This window comes from Pelagimonas varians (assembly GCF_003208435.1).
GTDB classification, from domain to species: domain Bacteria; phylum Pseudomonadota; class Alphaproteobacteria; order Rhodobacterales; family Rhodobacteraceae; genus Pelagimonas; species Pelagimonas varians.
Genome location: NZ_QKMF01000010.1, coordinates 58,429 through 74,221, shown reverse-complemented (window position 1 = coordinate 74,221; position 15,793 = coordinate 58,429). Strand labels below are relative to the sequence as shown.

Below are 15,793 nucleotides of genomic sequence, written 5' to 3'. Positions count from 1 at the left end.
ATGGCGAAAGCAAGGAAACAGTCCCGTTTGATCCTGACATCCGTTGCGGTTGTGCTGGTGGGGGCTGCTTTGGCGGCGGCGTTTTGGCCCAAACCCACCATGGTTGACATGGGGTCGGTGGTGCGCGGGGACATGTGGCTGACCATTGACGAAGAAGGCCGGACGCGGGTGCGCGATGCCTATGTGGTGTCGACGCCGGTCGCGGGCCAATTGCAGCGCGTCACTGTCCACCCCGGTGATCCGGTGCAGCGCGGCGAAACCGTGGTGGCCCATATGCGCCCGACCAATCCGGCGGCCTTGGATGTGCGAACCCGGGAACAGGCCCTTGCTGTTGTCACAGCAGCCCAAGCGGCGCTGCGTGTCGCCCGCGCAGACCTGAACGCAGCGCTTGCCAATCGTGATTTGGCGCAAACAGAACTCGCCCGCACCGAGCAGTTGGTCGAGCGCGGAATCGTGAGTATGGCCGTGCTGGATCGGGCGCAGCAAACGGCCCGCGTGACACAGGCAAATGTGGACACCGCCGAGGCCGCAATCGCAATGCGAGAGGCGGAAATTACCAATGCGCAGGCGCAACTGATCGGATTTGATGACAAAGGGCTTGGCGCTGCTATTGGCAACGGCTCGGATGACATTCCGCTCTATGCCCCTGCGGACGGTAGTATTTTGACGATCATTCAAGAAAGCGAAACCTCATTGCCGGCGGGCACACCGATCATGACCATCGGAAATATTACCGATGATCTTGAGGTCGTTGTTGATTTGCTTTCAACCGATGCGGTTCAGGTCAAGGTTGGCGATAGTGTGCGGATTGCGGATTGGGGCGGACCATCGGATCTGACAGGCACCGTTGTCCGTGTCGATCCCTTTGGCGTAACTCGTTTTTCTGCCCTTGGAGTCGAAGAGCAACGTGTCAACACTGTGATTGCCTTTACCAGTCAGGCCGAGGAATACACCGGACTTGGTCACGGATTTCGGGTCGAGACCCAGATTGTTATCTGGGAGGCCAAAGACACGCTTATCTTACCTGCCAGTGCGCTGTTTCGCAGTCAGGGCGATTGGGCGGTTTTTGTTGTGTCAGACGGGGCTGCGGTCTTGCGTTTGGTTGAGATAGGCCCGAACAATGGCATTGAGGCCCAGGTCCTAAACGGGCTGTCCGAAGGGGATCGGGTGGTTCTATATCCTTCGTCGGGTCTTGTGGACGGAATGCGGGTTGCCGAGCGTATGATCAACTAACGATCCGGGCCGTTAGGATGGGCCGCCGCGAGGGGTCTTGGGTGGGTGTTTTTCTGTCTGTGGACGTGCGCTAGGCAAGCATCGCGCCAATAGTTGGGTTCCCGTGCTTAAGGGACTGGTAAGTCTTGTGAAACTTTGTTGTGGTCAGACAAGGATTTGGTGATTTATGCTGACCTAAACCGGTTCTAGAACCAACTGTTTTCCTTTCCAAAGGTGCGCCAAGTGACCCAAGGTTCTCAATATGCATCACTTGCTGAGAAAATCGGAACCCGTTTTCCCGAGGCATTTTCGGATGGGCTAACGGAATCCGGCATTGGGTTTTGGCTGTGGGATGTCAAAAATGATGTGCTTGAAGTCAGCCCAAGCCTTTTGAATCTGACCGGGTATTCCGCATTGGAGCTTGGCACGCGTGAGCAGTTTTTGAACACTCTGATCCATTCGGATGATTTGGAAAAAGTTCTAAACACGACGCGTCATTATTTTGCACAGGGCGGTCGATATGAAACACTGTGCCGGATGCGCCATAAAACGGGGCATTACGTTTGGATTAACACCAAAGGCCGGGTGATCCGCGAATATGGTACGCCGTCCTATATGATTGGCGTCGTTCATATTATGGACGATCTTACGCGGCTGAAACGGGATATGGAGCGGACGGAAGAATTCGCAGGTCTAGGCAACTGGAGCGTGGACGTCGCGACCCAAAAAGTCACTTGGTCCAAAGGGGTGTTCCGGATCTACGAACGCGACCCGGCCACCTTTGTTCCGACACTGGAATTTGCCAGATCCATGTGGGCCGAAGAAGAGGCACCTATGGTCTTGAGCGCCATTGAAGAGGCGTTAAAAACTTGCGGCCCCTTCGAATACCGTATGACGCTGTCCTTCGGCAAAGGCCGAGAGAAGGTCATCAAGGTCGCCGGAGCGGTCGAAAGCGGGTTTGCAGGCGATCCTGTGGCCTATTTTGGCACCATGCAAGACGTCACCGCCGAAGTCACCCGCGAGGAAAAATTGCGGCAGTCGCAGCGGCTTGAAACGATCGGTAAGTTGGCCGGTGGCGTTGCGCATGATTTCAACAACCTTCTGGCTGTTGTGCTAGGCAACCTTGAGTTGTTGCAAGAAGGATTGGAGAACGAGAGCCAAAACAAATTTGTCGATCAGGCGATCCAAGCCACCCTGCGCGGTGCCGATTTGACTCATAAGATGCTCAGCTTTGCCCGTCAGGCGACGCTGGCCCCGACCTTGCTTGATCTGAATGCAGTCGTTCAGGAGACACGCAATTGGGCTGGGCGCACCTTGCCTGAAAACATCGATATCGAAACCTCTTTGTTGACGGGGCTCTGGCCAATCGAAGCGGATCGCGGATCAACCGAAAATGCATTGCTCAACCTGATCTTGAATGCCCGCGATGCGATGCCGAACGGTGGTCGCCTGACCATCGAAACCGCGAACATTCGGATCGACCAAGACTATGTCACGGAACGCAAAGAGGATATTCCGCCGGGTCGCTATGTCATGCTGGCGGTCAGTGACACTGGACACGGCATTGCAAAAGGCGCGCAGACCGAGATTTTTGAACCATTTTACACCACCAAAGAGCCCGGAACCGGCACGGGGCTGGGATTGTCGATGGTGCAAGGCTTTATGAAGCAATCAGGTGGGGCGATCCAAGTCTACAGCGAGGCGGGGCATGGGACGACGTTCAAGCTCTATTTCCGAGCCAGCTCTGGCGGCACCATTTCCGAGGTCCCCGAGTTACCCGAGGGTGAGTTCGATCCAACAATTGCCGCCACCAAATCGATCTTGCTGGTCGAGGACGAGCCCGAGGTGTTGAAGGTGCTCAATCTTTTGTTGACGCGTCGGGGGTTTAACGTGACCTGCGCCAGATCCGGGGACGAAGCAAAACAGATATTCGAAGCCGCGCCGGACTTTGATCTTGTGATCACCGATATCGTGATGCCCGGCCGGTTGCAGGGGCCGCTTTTGTCAAAAGAATTGCGTGAAATCCGGCCCGATCTGCCAATGATCTTTATGTCGGGCTACGCAAACGAGGCGACGGTGCATGGCAACGGTCTGCGGCCCGAAGACACGCGCTTGATGAAACCGGTCAACCGAAGCGCACTGTTGAGCGCGCTTCGCAAGACGTTGGGGTAGCAGTTCAAGCAGTTATTCGGCCACGCAATCGGCGAAGTAGCTGACGGTGCCATCTTCAGATGTTTCTAGGACCAGCCCGTGGATGTCGGTTTCAAAACCCGGACACTTGCGCGAAAATTCGCGGCTGAACTTCAGATATTCAACAATCTTTTTATTGAACACTTCGCCGGGAACCAACAAGGGAATGCCGGGCGGATACGGCGTGATCAGGCTGGTGGTGATCCGCCCCTCAAGATCGTCAATCGGTACGCGCTGGGTTGTCCGATGGGCAATATGCGCAAAGGCGTCGCTGGGTTTCATCGCCGGCGTGTGATCGCTCAGGTAGATGTCTGTCGACAATATGGCCACGTCATATTTGGCATAGAGCGCATGCACATGTTGGCATAAATCGCGCAGGCCCATGCGTTCATAGCGCGGATGTTTGGCGCAAAAATCCGGCATGGTGCGCCAGACCGGTTGGTTTTTTGCATGATCATCTTTGAACTGCTGCAAAGCGGACAGCAGGGTGTTCCAACGGCCTTTGGTGATGCCGATGGTGAACATAATGAAGAAACTGTATTGCCCGGTTTTCTCCACTACGATCCCGTGTTCGGCAAGGTATTTCGTCACGATCGAGGCCGGAATGCCGGTTTCGTCAAAGCGTCCGTCGATGTTCAAACCGGGGGTGATCAGCGTGGCCTTGATCGGGTCCAGCATGTTGAAACCGGGGGCCATGTCGCCAAAGCTGTGCCACGATTCTTCACCGTCCGACACAAGCGCGCCGTCTGCGTCGGTTTTTCCCAAAATCCAATCGGAGGAGCTTCCGATGCCTTCTTCCTCCAGCTCCTCGGGCCCCCAAACTTGGAACCACCAATCATCCGCGCCAAATTCCTCATCGACTTTGCGCATGGCGCGGCGGAAATCGAGCGCTTCTAGGATGCTTTCTTCGACCAGCGCCCGCCCGCCGGGCAGTTCCATCATTGCGGCCGCGACATCGCAGCTTGCGATGATGCTATATTGCGGGCTGGTCGAGGTGTGCATCAAAAAAGCTTCGTTAAACAGATGCCGGTCCAATTTGGTGTCTTGGCTGTCTTGCACGAGAACATGGCTGGCTTGGCTGATACCGGCCAGTAATTTGTGAATGGATTGCGTGGCATAGGTGACCGAATGCTTCGGTCGCGGGCGGCTTTTGCTCATGGCGTGGTAGCGGCCGTAGAAGGGGTGAAAGGCAGCGTGCGGCAACCAGGCTTCGTCAAAGTGCAGGTTCTCGACGTAACCATCAAGGCTGTCTTTGATGGTTTCGGTGTTATACAGCACCCCGTCATATGTCGATTGGGTGACTGTCATAACGCGAGGTTTGACGGTTTCAGGATCAACGCCTTGCAACAGCGGGTTGGCGGCGATCTTTTCCTTGATCGACGCAGGGGTGAATTCGGCCTTTGGAATGGGGCCGATGATGCCAAAGTGGTTGCGGGTCGGGCGCAAAAACACCGGAACAGCACCGGTCATGATGATGCTGTGCAAAATCGACTTGTGGCAATTGCGGTCCACCACAACCACATCGCCAGGGGCGACGGTATGGTGCCAGACCATCTTGTTCGCAGTAGACGTGCCATTGGTCACAAAGAAACAATGATCTGCATTGAAAATCCGCGCCGCATTGCGTTCGGAGGCCCCAATTGCGCCGTTATGGTCCAGCAGCTGGCCCAATTCTTCGACGGAATTACAGACATCAGCGCGCAGCATGTTTTCACCGTAGAACTGGTGGTACATCTGGCCAATGGGACTTTTGAGAAAAGCGACGCCGCCGGAATGGCCGGGGCAATGCCATGAATAGGACCCGTCTTCGGCGTAGTCCAGCAGCGCTTTGAAAAACGGCGGTTGAATGCCTTCGAGGTAATATTTCGCCTCGCGGATGATGTGGCGGGCGACAAATTCCGGCGTGTCCTCGAACATATGGATAAAGCCGTGCAGCTCTCGCAAAATGTCATTGGGCAGGTGGCGGCTGGTTTTGGTTTCTCCATAAATGTAGATCGGCACATCGGCGTTTTTTCGACGCACTTCTTGAATGAAATGGCGCAGGTTCAAGACTGCCGGATCAAGGTCGGGGCCGGGGGTGAATTCTTCGTCATCGATCGACAGTAAAAAGGCGCTGGCCCGCGATTGTTGCTGGGCAAATTGCGACAAATCTCCATAGCCGGTCACGCCAAGCACTTCAAAACCTTCGGCTTCTACAGCCTGCGCCAAAGCGCGAATTCCCAAACCGGACGTGTTTTCTGACCGGAAATCTTCGTCGATTATGACAATGGGAAAGCGAAACTTCATGGGTAGCTCCAATTAGGACAACCAGTTGAAAGGGCCAGCGGCAAAGGAATGCGCCACAGGGTTGTTAAATCTATGCGAAACCTTTGGGGGATGTCCATTGCCTATGCATCGCGGCGATTTTGCGCAGCCATAAAAAAGGGGGGCAAAAATGCCCCCCCTTTGGTTTTGTTCCTATCCCTGATTTAAACAGCGACGGGTGCGCCTGTGCTCAGGGAGGTTGCCGCTGCATCCGCCAGAATTTGCGCGCGCAACCCATCATGGATTGTTGGCGAAATGGGTGTGCCGGTGGTGACGGCCTCCACAAAATGCGCCATCTCGGCCGAATAGGCCGCCGCATACCGTTCCAGAAAGAACGGCTGCGCGGGGGCTGTGCTAAACCCGGTGGCGCTGGCCAGTTCAACGGTGTTCTCCAGCATGTTGGCCGCACGCAAAAGCCCACCCGCGCCGTGCACTTCGACCCGCTGATCGTAGCCATAGGTGGCGCGGCGCGAATTGGAGATCTGGCAAATCTTACCCGATGCGGTGGTCAAAGTGACGGCGGCTGTGTCCACATCGCCCGCTTCGCCAATGGCGGGATCGACCAAAGCAGATCCAACGGCATAGACGCTGACCGGCTCTTCGCCCAGCAAAAACCGCGCCATGTCGAGGTCGTGGATCATCATATCGCGAAACAACCCACCCGAAGTCTTGATATAGCTGATCGGGGGCGGAGAGGGATCGCGCGACAAGATCGTGACGATCTCGACAGGACCGATGGCTCCGGCCTGTATGCGGCTTTGCAGGTTGGCAAAGTTGGGGTCAAAGCGCCGGTTGAATGCAGTCAGGAATGGCACGCCTGCGTCTTCGACCACTTTGATACACTCGCGGATGCGGTCGGCAGACATATCCACCGGCTTTTCGCAAAAGATGGCTTTGCCCGCCTGTGCTGCCATATGGATCAGGTCAAAATGCGTGTCCGTCGGGGTGCAAATGATGACTGCATCGACATCATCGCTTTGGATCAACGCATCTGCCGTCATTTGCGCCGCGCCGGTTTTTTCGGCAAGGGCGCGGGCAGGGGCCTCAAAGGCATCAGCAACTGCCGTGACTTTGGCAGTGTCCATTCCGCGTATGGCCAGAGCATGGACCTGACCAATCCGGCCACAGCCCAAAATTCCGAGTTTCAGCATATTACGCCCCTTTAAATCCAGCCAGAACCCGGCGGGCTGCCGCCATCACCGGATCATGGGTGTCGCGCAAGATCTGTACGCGATCAAACCGGTCGGGATCACTGTTGATCGCCGCCCGCAATGCATCGCCAAAGGCCATGCGTAATTCGGTGCCAATGTTGAATTTGCACACATTTGATCCGCGAGCGAGGGCGGTGCGCTGCGCCAAAGGCACACCCGATCCGCCATGGATCACCAAAGGCACGCCGGTGACAGCCTCGATCGCCCTGATGCGGGGTTCGTCCAGACCGCCTTGCTTGTCTTGTTGCAAATGGACGTTGCCAACGGAAATCGCCATGCCGTCAACGCCGGTTTCGGCGGCGAATTGGGCCGCCTCTGCTGGGTCTGTACCGGCCGAATTTTCGCCGCCGGAATAGCCGACAAAACCGATTTCGCCTTCGCAAGACACGCCTGCGGCATGGGCCATGTCAACAATCGCGCGGGTTTGGGCGATGTTGTCGGCCAGCGCAAGGCGCGAGCCGTCAAACATGACAGAGGTAAATCCGCTGTCAATCGCTGCGCGGCATTCATCCGCAGTATAGCCGTGGTCCAGATGTGCCACGACAGGAATGCTTGCGTCTTCGGCCAGATGGCGAAACATCTTGCCCAAGACAGGCAGGGGCGTATGCGCGCGGCAACTGGGCCCCGCTTGCAAAATCACCGGACAGTTTTCAGCCTCGGCTGCGGCAACAAAAGCCCGCATGTCTTCCCATCCCAAGGTGACCAATCCGGCCACAGCATGACCGTTTTTCAAGGCCGGTTGCAGGACGTCGTTTAGTGTGGCCAAGCTCATTTAAATTTAGCCACCATATCGAGGATTCCGGGGATCGTTTGCAGCTGTGCTTCGTGGGTTGGTTGGAAATACTGGGTCAGCGAGCGCTGGCTGAGACCTCCCAGAATGGTGAAGTAGTACATCTGATAACCGGGCAGCACAGCGCAGGGGTGGTAGCCCTTGTCGATCATGACCGTTGACCCATCCATAATGTGATAGGCATCACCGGGTTCATTGTCTTCACGCTGAAGCATCTGCACGCCAGAGCCGTAGTTCGGTTTGAACCGGAAGTTATAGGTTTCATCGTGGCGGGTTTCGGCAGGCATGCGGTCGGTGTCATGCTTGTGACTTGGGAAACCGGACCAGCCGCCTTCGCCAACAGTAAACAATTCGCTGACCAGTAGGCGGCCAACCTTATCGTGATATTTGGTGCCAAGGATGTGCTTGATTTTGCGGTGGGTTTTTGTGTCATCCGACCCGTATTGGACCTTGTCCAGCTCGGCTTCGCGCACATCAAAGGGTTCAAGAACCTTGTCGTATTTGGCTCCGGCGATAAAAGTTTCGGTGTCATCGGTCAGACAGGTGATGCGCACATGCGCGCCAACGGGCACATAAACGCCTTCTGGCTCTCCGTCCCAAACGTCAACGGTCCGTGTGCCCAAACGTTCGAATTTTGCGCCATCGACATCAACATCCACAGTGCCCGTTGCGGGCACAATGCAGGTTTCATAGCCGGGAACGGCGTATTCAAACACCTCGCCTTTTTTCAGTTTGACGATGTTGAAATAGTTAAGAGGAACCAAGTCGTGATCGACATCGACAATGGGTTTGTTGTGATTGTCATGAGGTGCGATATGCATAGGGTTTCCTTTAATGATCTGTTGCGCCGGGATGCGTGTTTAGGAAGGCATCAAGCTCGGCTGTTGTTGGCATAGAGGGGGCGCAGCCGGGTTGGCTGACGACGATTGAGGCACAGGCAGAGCCGCGCAAAACGGCCTCGCGCAGGCTGCGGCCTTCGGCGATTCCGGCCAGAAGACCCGCCATAAAGCTGTCTCCGGCCCCATTGGGTTTTACGGCGGTGACGGGGTAAATGCCGGTTCGGATTTCTTCGCCGTTGAAAAAGGTCACGGCCCCTTCGTGGCCCATCTTGTAGATGACCATTTTGCCGCTGGCGGCCAGTTCGCGGGCTTTGTCCATGCCTTTGTCGATGCCGCCCGCCATAAAGCCGAACTCTTCGTCATTTCCGACGATGAGATCGCTTTCGTCACCGGCGCGCGACAAGACTTCTGCCGCAACTTCGGGTGAGGGCCAGCTGTAGGGGCGATAGTCGACGTCAAAGATCACCGGAATACCAGCCGCCCGTGCGTTTTCAAAGGCGCGAAAGGTCGATCCGCGCGACGGTTCTGCGGCAAACACCGTGCCCGCGGTGATCAAGGCGCCGTAGGCGCTGTAATCGACACGGTCCACATCTGCGTCGGTGACTTGGAAATCAACGGCACCGTTGCGATAGATCACCAGTTGGAAATCCTCGATGCAGCTTTCGTAGACTGCCAGCGAAACGCGATACTCGCCGCCCAGTTTGCGCAGATATTGGGTGTCGACGCCGTAGTGCTGCAGTTTGTTGGTGCAAAACCGGCCAACCGCATCATCGGAAATTGACGTGACCAACGCAGACTGCGATCCCAGCTTGCACAGACCGGCGCAGATGTTCGCCGAAGACCCACCAAGGTCGGATTTAAAGCTGGTCGCGTCTTCGGCTTTGGTGCCGGGGGGATCGGCGTACATGTCCATTCCCGCCCGTCCAAAGACCACAAAGTTGTTTTTGGCAATGCCATCCATCAGGTTCATCACACGCCCTTTCGCTGGTTTGCACGGCCCTGTTCCCAATCGTCATGGGCTGCTGTGACGCGGTCGCTGGTGCTGATGTGGGGGGTGCCGCATTCCCACCATGTATGGCCTTCGGTGGTCCAGCCTTCATAGGGGTCGACATCCATGACGATGACATAGGTCTTGTCGCTGGCTTTGGCGCGTTTGAAGGCTTCGGCCAATTCGGCAGGGTTGGCGACCTTTTCGGCGTTGGCCCCCATCGATGCGGCATGGGCGACAAAATCTACCCCAAAGGCGGTGGGGATCGTCGGGCAATCGCTGAGCAGGTTGTTAAAGCTTTCGTTGCCGGAATTGTTTTGTAGCTTGTTGATCACGGCAAAACCGCCGTTATCCAGCAACATAACGATCAGCTTTTTCTGGCTCAGGACCGATGAATAGATGTCTGAATTCAACATCATATAGGATCCATCACCACAAAACGTGATGGTGTCGCGGTCTGGCTCTTGTTCGGCCTGTGCAATCCGCGCACCCCAAGCGCCAGCGATTTCATATCCCATGCAGCTAAAGCCGAATTCGACGTCGACGGTGCCGATATCCAGCGTGCGCCAGTTGGCAGTGACTTCGGCGGGCAGGCCGCCAGCCGCAGCGACAACACGGTCACGGGTATCGCATAGTTCATTCACTGTGCCGATGGCTTGGGCGTAGGAATTGGGGCGATTTCCGGGGGTGACGTTTTCCGCCACATAGGCATCCCATTTGCGGCGTTCTTCTTGTGCAAGCCCTGTCCAGTCGTCGGGGGCTTTGTATTCCCCGATGGCCGCTGCCAAGGCGCTAAGTGACAATTTCGCGTCGCCAACAACCGGCAGGGACATGTGTTTCGCCGCATCATGGCGCGCCGCATTGATCGAGACGAATTTCGCATCCCCGGCAAAGGCAGTCCAGGAACCTGTGGTGAAATCTTGCAGACGGGTGCCGACCGCGACAATCACATCGGCTTTTTCTGCGATGGCATTTGCGGAATTGGAACCGGTGACGCCAACCGGCCCGATGTAAAGGGCGTGGTCATTGCGCATGTTTGCGCGGCCCGCGATGGTTTCTACCACGGGAATTTGCGCAGCTTCGGCGAAATCGGTCAGCTCTTGCACGGCGCGGGAATATTGCACGCCGCCGCCCGCGATGATCATGGGGCGTTTGGCTGAACTCAGCAAGGCAACGGCATCCGCCAGTTCATCCGCATCCGGAGTTTGACGGCGAATGCGATGGGTCTTTTTCTCGAAGAACACGGCGGGGTAATCGTAGGTCCACCCTTGGACATCCTGCGGCAACCCCAAAAACGCCGGTCCGCAATCTGCTGGGTCAAGCATGGTTGCGATAGCGTTCGGCAAGGATTGGATGATTTGGGCCGGATGGGTGATTCGGTCCCAATAGCGCACAACGGGCTTGAAGGCGTCATTCACCCCGAATGTCGGATCGCCATAGTTTTCCATTTGCTGCAAAACCGGATCAGGCAAGCGGGTGACATAGGTGTCGCCGCACAGCAGAAGCATCGGCAGGCGGTTTGCGTGCGCCAAGGCTGCGCTGGTCAACAGATTCGATGTGCCCGGTCCGGCGCTGGCCGTACAGAACATAAACCGCTGGCGCAGCCATTGTTTGGCATAGCCAGCAGCCGCGAATCCCATGCTTTGTTCGTTCTGGCCGCGATACAACGGCAGGGCGTCTTGGGCGGTATAAAGCGCCTCTCCGAGGCAAGTTACGTTGCCGTGGCCGAAGATGCCAAACCCACCGCCGCACAGGCGCATTTCTTGCCCGTCTACGTCGATGAACTGGTTGGAAAGCCAGCGGATGATTGCTTGGGCTGTGGTAAGCCGGATGGTGTCAGATTTTAATGTCATGTCAGCGCGGACCCTTTGGGAATTTTCGGACCAATGCCGAATGCAGCTTGCGAGATTTAGAATCTCACGATACTCATTTTGCAACCGGTTGCAAATTGTAATTCAAAACGGAGCGCCAAACGTGACAGAAATAGGCATCGGAATCTTGGGTGGTGGATATATGGGTAAGGCCCATGCCGTTGCCATGTCTGCCGTTGGTGCAGTGTTCAGTACAAAGCTGCGGCCGCGGCTGGAAATGGTCTGTGCGTCGTCCTCAGCCAGCGCAGAGCGGTATCGCGCCGCATATGGATTCGCCCGTTCGACCGATGATTGGCAGCAACTGGTTCAAGATCCAAAGGTCGAAGCACTGGTGATTGCCTCTCCTCAAGGGACGCACCGTGCGATTGCCGAAGCGGCGTTTGCGCTTGGAAAACCCGTGTTTTGCGAAAAACCGTTGGGGGCGTCGATCGAAGACAGTGCCGCAATGGCCGCCGCAGCCGAGGCCGCAGGAGCGGTAAACATGGTTGGTTTCAACTATATCCGTACGCCCGCCAGCCAGTTTGCCCGCCAGCTGATTGCAGACGGAGCAATTGGCGATATCACCATGTTTCGCGGTGAACATACCGAAGATTTTCTGGCCGACCCCCAAGCGCCAGCGACATGGCGCACCAGCGGCGTGGCCAATGGAACTATGGGCGATTTGGCCCCACATATGATCAACGGGGCCCTTGCCTTGATGGGTCCGGTTGCAAAAGTCATGGCTGAAATCGAAACAGTGCATTCCACCCGTCCGGGCGGGGATGTGACCAATGATGACCATGCGCAAATGATGTGCCGGTTTGAAAACGGCGCGATGGGGCAGATGTTCTTTAGCCGTGTCGCGACGGGCCGAAAAATGGGTTATGCTTATGAAATTACAGGCACAAAAGGCGCAATTCGGTTCGATCAGGAAGACCAGAACGCGCTTTGGCTGTACCAGATGGATGGCCCCGAAGCGACGAGGGGCTTTACCAAAATTCTGACCGGTCCGGCCCACCCCGATTATGAGCCGTTTTGTCAGGGTCCGGGTCACGGCACCGGTTACCAAGACCAAATTATCATCGAAGCGCGCGACTTTTTGCGTGCCATCGAGACAAACACCAGCATCTGGCCCAACTTTCGCGACGGCCACGAAGTGAATCGCATCATCGCTGCTGCGCATGCCTCTTTTGAGGCTGGGCAATGGCAAGACATCAACGCGTTTTAAGCGTCAGGAAGGCTTGAGATGACAATTAGAATTGGCAATGCACCCTGTTCTTGGGGTGTGGAATTTGCGGAAGATCCGCGCAACCCCAGCTGGCAGTCGGTCCTAAAAGACTGCGCAGATGCGGGCTATAAAGGGATCGAGCTGGGGCCGGTTGGCTTTATGCCCGAAGATCCCGCGATTTTGGCGGATGAATTGGCCAAAAATGATCTGGAATTGATCGGCGGCGTTGTGTTTCGCCCCTATCATGACCCCGACGCGTTCGACGATGTGCTAGATGCAACGCACCGCACGGCGCGCGCGCTCAAGGCCCATGGTGCCCAGCACATGGTGTTGATCGATTCGATTTCTCCGCGCCGCGCGCCCACCGCCGGCCGTGCCCCCGAGGCGGAGCAAATGGACAAGGCAGAGTGGACGGCGTACCGCGATCGGATCGCCGAAACGGCCCGAATCGGCACCGAAGAATATGGCCTGACAGTCGGCATTCACGCCCATGCGGGCGGCTTTATGGACTTTGAGCCAGAGCTGGATCGCTTGTTGTCTGAGGTTGACGAATCGATCCTAAAAATCTGTTTCGACACCGGACACCATTCCTATGCCGGATTTGATCCTGTTGCCTTTATGAAGCGCAACATTGATCGCATTTCCTACATGCACTTCAAAGATATCAATCCGACCGTGAAGGCCGAAGTTATTGCCAAACGCACAGGGTTTTATGACGCCTGCGGTCAAGGCATCTTTTGCAACCTTGGTGACGGCGACGTCGATTTTGCGCAGGTCCGCCAGACATTGATTGATGCGGGTTTCACAGGGTGGTGTACGGTTGAGCAAGATTGCGATCCGACGTTGGATCCCGATCCGGTCGGGGATGCGCGCATTAACCGCGAATACCTTGAATCTATTGGCTTTATCTAAGGAAACCCTGTCATGACAAAACTTAAATGGGGTATGATTGGCGGCGGCGAAGGCAGCCAGATCGGCCCGGCCCACCGCTTGGGCGCTTTGGCCGATGGACGGTTTGAATTCGCTGCGGGCGCATTGGACCACCGCGCCGAAGTTGGCCGCGAATACGGCCAGCGTTTGGGCATTGCCGCAGACCGTGCTTATGGTGACTGGCAAGAAATGCTGGAGGGTGAGAAAAACCGCGACGACCGGATTGATCTTGTCACAGTGGCGACTCCGAATTCGACTCATTTCGAGATCACCAAAGCCTTTCTTGAGGCCGGTTTTAACGTGTTGTGCGAAAAGCCGATGACGATGACCGTCGAAGAAGGCGAAGAGATCGTGCGTGTGGCTGAAAAGTCGGGCAAAATTTGCGCCGTCAACTATTGCTATTCGGCCTATCCGATGGTGCGTCAGGCACGGGCGATGGTCCGCGCAGGTGAGCTTGGGAAAGTGCGCCTCGTGGTGACAAACTTTAGCCACGGCCACCACGGTGATGCCACCGATGCAGACAACCCGCGTGTGCGCTGGCGCTATGATCCGGCGATGGCGGGCGTGTCCGGTCAGTTTGCGGATTGCGGTATCCATGCCATGCACATGGCCGGTTTCATCGCGGATGATGAGGTCGAGACCCTGTCAGCCGATTTCGCATCGACCATTCCCAGCCGTGAGCTGGAAGATGATGCAATGGTCAATTTCCGCATGACTGGCGGGACCGTCGGACGTCTTTGGACATCTTCGGTGGCGATTGGCCGTCAGCACGGGTTCGACATTCAGGTATTTGGCGAAACCGGCGGCCTTCGTTGGGCTTCGGAGCAACCGAATCAGTTGATCTACACTCCGGTTGGCGGTCGCACCCAGATCATCGAAAAAGGCGAAGGCGGCCTGCACGAGGATGCGCAGCGTCTGAGTCGCGTGTCGATTGCCCACCCTGAAGGGTTCCCGCTGGCGGTTGCCAATATCTATTGCGATTTGGCCGATGCCATTTCCGGAGAAATCCGTGATGGCTTGCCAAATGCAGCAGACGGGGTGCGGTCGATGGCAGCTGTGCACACAGCGGTTGCGTCGGCGAAGGAAAACGGTGCGTGGATGGATGCGCGCCCGTCGATCTTTAAGTAACGACCTTCGGAGCGGGGCGCAAAGTGCCCCGTTCCACCACCGAACAGGGGAAAATACGTGCCTCTGGGTAGCGATCGGGTTCGTCCAGCATCGCAACCATTAATTCGATCGACGACTTGATAATCTGCCGGATCGGTTGGTGAATCGTGGTCAGGTTGATGTTTTCCCACCCCGACATTTCCATATCGTTCAGGCCAATGATGCCAACGTCCTCTGGCACTTTCAGCCCGCTTTCCCGAAGCGCTGACAACGCGCCAATCGACAAAACGTCATCCCCGCAAAAATAGGCCTCGGCAGGGGTGGATTGCAGCAGGCGCAACATTTCGCGGCGTCCGGCGTCAAAGGAATAATCTCCTGCAAAAGAATAGGTTACGTCGATATTCGGATGCGCTGCCAGTTCAGACATAAAGCCGGTGTAGCGGTCCTGGGTTGATGTCGCGGCCTCGGGTCCGCCCAAAAATGCCACCTGTTTGTACCCGCGTTCTACCAAGGTGCGCGCGGCCATGCGCCCGCATTCAACGTTATCAATGCCAACAACATGCACCTGAGGGGCCGCAGCATATCGACCAAAGCTGTGAACAACTGGAACACCGGCATCCCGAAACGCCTTGGCGAATCCCGGTGGCAGCGTCGAGGAAGCAACGACCACGCCGTCCACAGAGTATTGCCGCAGCATCCGAACCGAACTTTCGGGATCGATTTCTTGGGTCAGGTTCACCAGCAACGGCCGAAGTCCGCGATCCTGAAGTCCGCGGGTGAACAGATCAAACACTTGCAAAAAGATAGGGTTATGAAAGTTGTTCGACACAAGGCCGATCAATTTCGTGCGCCCCGTTGTCAGCGAAGACGCTAAAGCGTTTGGGCTGTAGCCCAGATCACGGGCGGCCTTTTCGACCTTTTGGCGCATCTTGTCCGAAACAGATGCACCGTCGGTAAAGGTGCGCGATACCGCTGATCGCGACACGCCGGCCCGCTTTGCAACCTCTTTCAATGTCACGGCCATTTTTGGCTGACCCTCTTTCACTATATTTTTGTTTGTCTAACCTGAATTGACCAAAAGCGCAGCCAGAATTATGCCATCAGCTTTTGCAACCGGTTGCAAAAAATTCTGACCTGTGTTTTA

General features: G+C 56.3%; 12 protein-coding genes. 5 read left to right on the top strand and 7 right to left on the bottom strand.

Features of this window, described 5'->3' with window-relative positions:
• Positions 1-1,233 (top strand): efflux RND transporter periplasmic adaptor subunit, encoded by a 1,233-nt coding sequence (locus C8N36_RS14020; protein ID WP_097805342.1) that lies wholly within the window; start codon positions 1-3, stop codon positions 1,231-1,233.
• Between the two features lie 222 nt (positions 1,234-1,455).
• Positions 1,456-3,384: a PAS domain-containing protein gene (locus C8N36_RS14015; RefSeq protein WP_141468110.1), complete on the top strand. Its 1,929-nt coding sequence runs from the start codon at positions 1,456-1,458 to the stop codon at positions 3,382-3,384.
• 12 nt (positions 3,385-3,396) lie between these two features.
• On the opposite strand, the gene C8N36_RS14010 is transcribed toward C8N36_RS14015, so the two are convergent.
• From C8N36_RS14010 to iolD, 6 genes are all read right to left on the bottom strand, one after another.
• The gene (locus C8N36_RS14010) at positions 3,397-5,688 is read right to left on the bottom strand and encodes an arginine/lysine/ornithine decarboxylase (protein ID WP_097805344.1); all 2,292 of its coding nucleotides are present in this window, start codon (positions 5,686-5,688) and stop codon (positions 3,397-3,399) included.
• Positions 5,689-5,870: 182 nt separating this feature from the next.
• Complete coding sequence (iolG, locus tag C8N36_RS14005; protein ID WP_097805345.1) at positions 5,871-6,857, bottom strand: inositol 2-dehydrogenase; 987 nt, start codon at positions 6,855-6,857, stop codon at positions 5,871-5,873.
• Position 6,858: 1 nt separating this feature from the next.
• On the bottom strand, positions 6,859-7,689 hold the full coding sequence (locus C8N36_RS14000; RefSeq protein ID WP_097805346.1) for a class II fructose-bisphosphate aldolase: 831 nt from the start codon (positions 7,687-7,689) through the stop codon (positions 6,859-6,861).
• Positions 7,686-8,528, bottom strand: a complete 843-nt coding sequence (locus C8N36_RS13995; protein WP_097805347.1) for a 5-deoxy-glucuronate isomerase — start codon at positions 8,526-8,528, stop codon at positions 7,686-7,688. Before C8N36_RS13995 ends, C8N36_RS14000 begins: the two co-directional genes overlap by 4 nt.
• Before the next feature lie 10 nt (positions 8,529-8,538).
• A complete protein-coding gene (gene iolC / locus C8N36_RS13990; protein ID WP_097805409.1) occupies positions 8,539-9,516 on the bottom strand; it encodes a 5-dehydro-2-deoxygluconokinase in 978 nt (325 codons plus the stop codon).
• Positions 9,516-11,387 carry a 3D-(3,5/4)-trihydroxycyclohexane-1,2-dione acylhydrolase (decyclizing) gene (iolD, locus tag C8N36_RS13985; RefSeq protein WP_097805348.1) on the bottom strand — a complete coding sequence of 624 codons (1,872 nt, stop codon included), beginning with the start codon at positions 11,385-11,387 and terminating at the stop codon, positions 9,516-9,518. The genes iolC and iolD overlap by 1 nt, the downstream gene beginning before the upstream one ends.
• A 121-nt stretch (positions 11,388-11,508) precedes the next feature.
• Between iolD and C8N36_RS13980 the strand changes: the two genes are divergently transcribed.
• The 3 genes from C8N36_RS13980 to C8N36_RS13970 are packed head-to-tail and all read left to right on the top strand — an operon-like array spanning position 11,509 to position 14,670.
• On the top strand, positions 11,509-12,612 hold the full coding sequence (locus tag C8N36_RS13980) for a Gfo/Idh/MocA family protein (protein WP_097805349.1): 1,104 nt from the start codon (positions 11,509-11,511) through the stop codon (positions 12,610-12,612).
• Positions 12,613-12,630: 18 nt separating this feature from the next.
• Positions 12,631-13,524, top strand: coding sequence for a TIM barrel protein (locus tag C8N36_RS13975; RefSeq protein WP_097805350.1), 894 nt, complete (start codon positions 12,631-12,633; stop codon positions 13,522-13,524).
• A gap of 12 nt (positions 13,525-13,536) precedes the next feature.
• Complete coding sequence (locus C8N36_RS13970) at positions 13,537-14,670, top strand: Gfo/Idh/MocA family protein (protein WP_097805351.1); 1,134 nt, start codon at positions 13,537-13,539, stop codon at positions 14,668-14,670.
• Here C8N36_RS13970 and C8N36_RS13965 read toward each other — a convergent pair.
• The gene (locus C8N36_RS13965; protein ID WP_097805410.1) at positions 14,663-15,673 is read right to left on the bottom strand and encodes a LacI family DNA-binding transcriptional regulator; all 1,011 of its coding nucleotides are present in this window, start codon (positions 15,671-15,673) and stop codon (positions 14,663-14,665) included. The two genes, C8N36_RS13970 and C8N36_RS13965, sit on opposite strands and share 8 nt — an antisense overlap.
• Positions 15,674-15,793 lie beyond the last annotated feature (120 nt).

Coding starts and splice junctions, on each gene's coding strand:
- C8N36_RS14020 (WP_097805342.1), top strand. CDS start 1: ATGGCGAAAGCAAGGAAACAGTCCCGTTTGATCCTGACATCCGTTGCG.
- iolG (WP_097805345.1), bottom strand. CDS start 6,857: ATGCTGAAACTCGGAATTTTGGGCTGTGGCCGGATTGGTCAGGTCCAT.
- C8N36_RS14010 (WP_097805344.1), bottom strand. CDS start 5,688: ATGAAGTTTCGCTTTCCCATTGTCATAATCGACGAAGATTTCCGGTCA.
- iolD (WP_097805348.1), bottom strand. CDS start 11,387: ATGACATTAAAATCTGACACCATCCGGCTTACCACAGCCCAAGCAATC.
- C8N36_RS13995 (WP_097805347.1), bottom strand. CDS start 8,528: ATGCATATCGCACCTCATGACAATCACAACAAACCCATTGTCGATGTC.
- C8N36_RS13965 (WP_097805410.1), bottom strand. CDS start 15,673: ATGGCCGTGACATTGAAAGAGGTTGCAAAGCGGGCCGGCGTGTCGCGA.
- C8N36_RS14000 (WP_097805346.1), bottom strand. CDS start 7,689: ATGAGCTTGGCCACACTAAACGACGTCCTGCAACCGGCCTTGAAAAAC.
- C8N36_RS13970 (WP_097805351.1), top strand. CDS start 13,537: ATGACAAAACTTAAATGGGGTATGATTGGCGGCGGCGAAGGCAGCCAG.
- C8N36_RS13975 (WP_097805350.1), top strand. CDS start 12,631: ATGACAATTAGAATTGGCAATGCACCCTGTTCTTGGGGTGTGGAATTT.
- iolC (WP_097805409.1), bottom strand. CDS start 9,516: ATGAACCTGATGGATGGCATTGCCAAAAACAACTTTGTGGTCTTTGGA.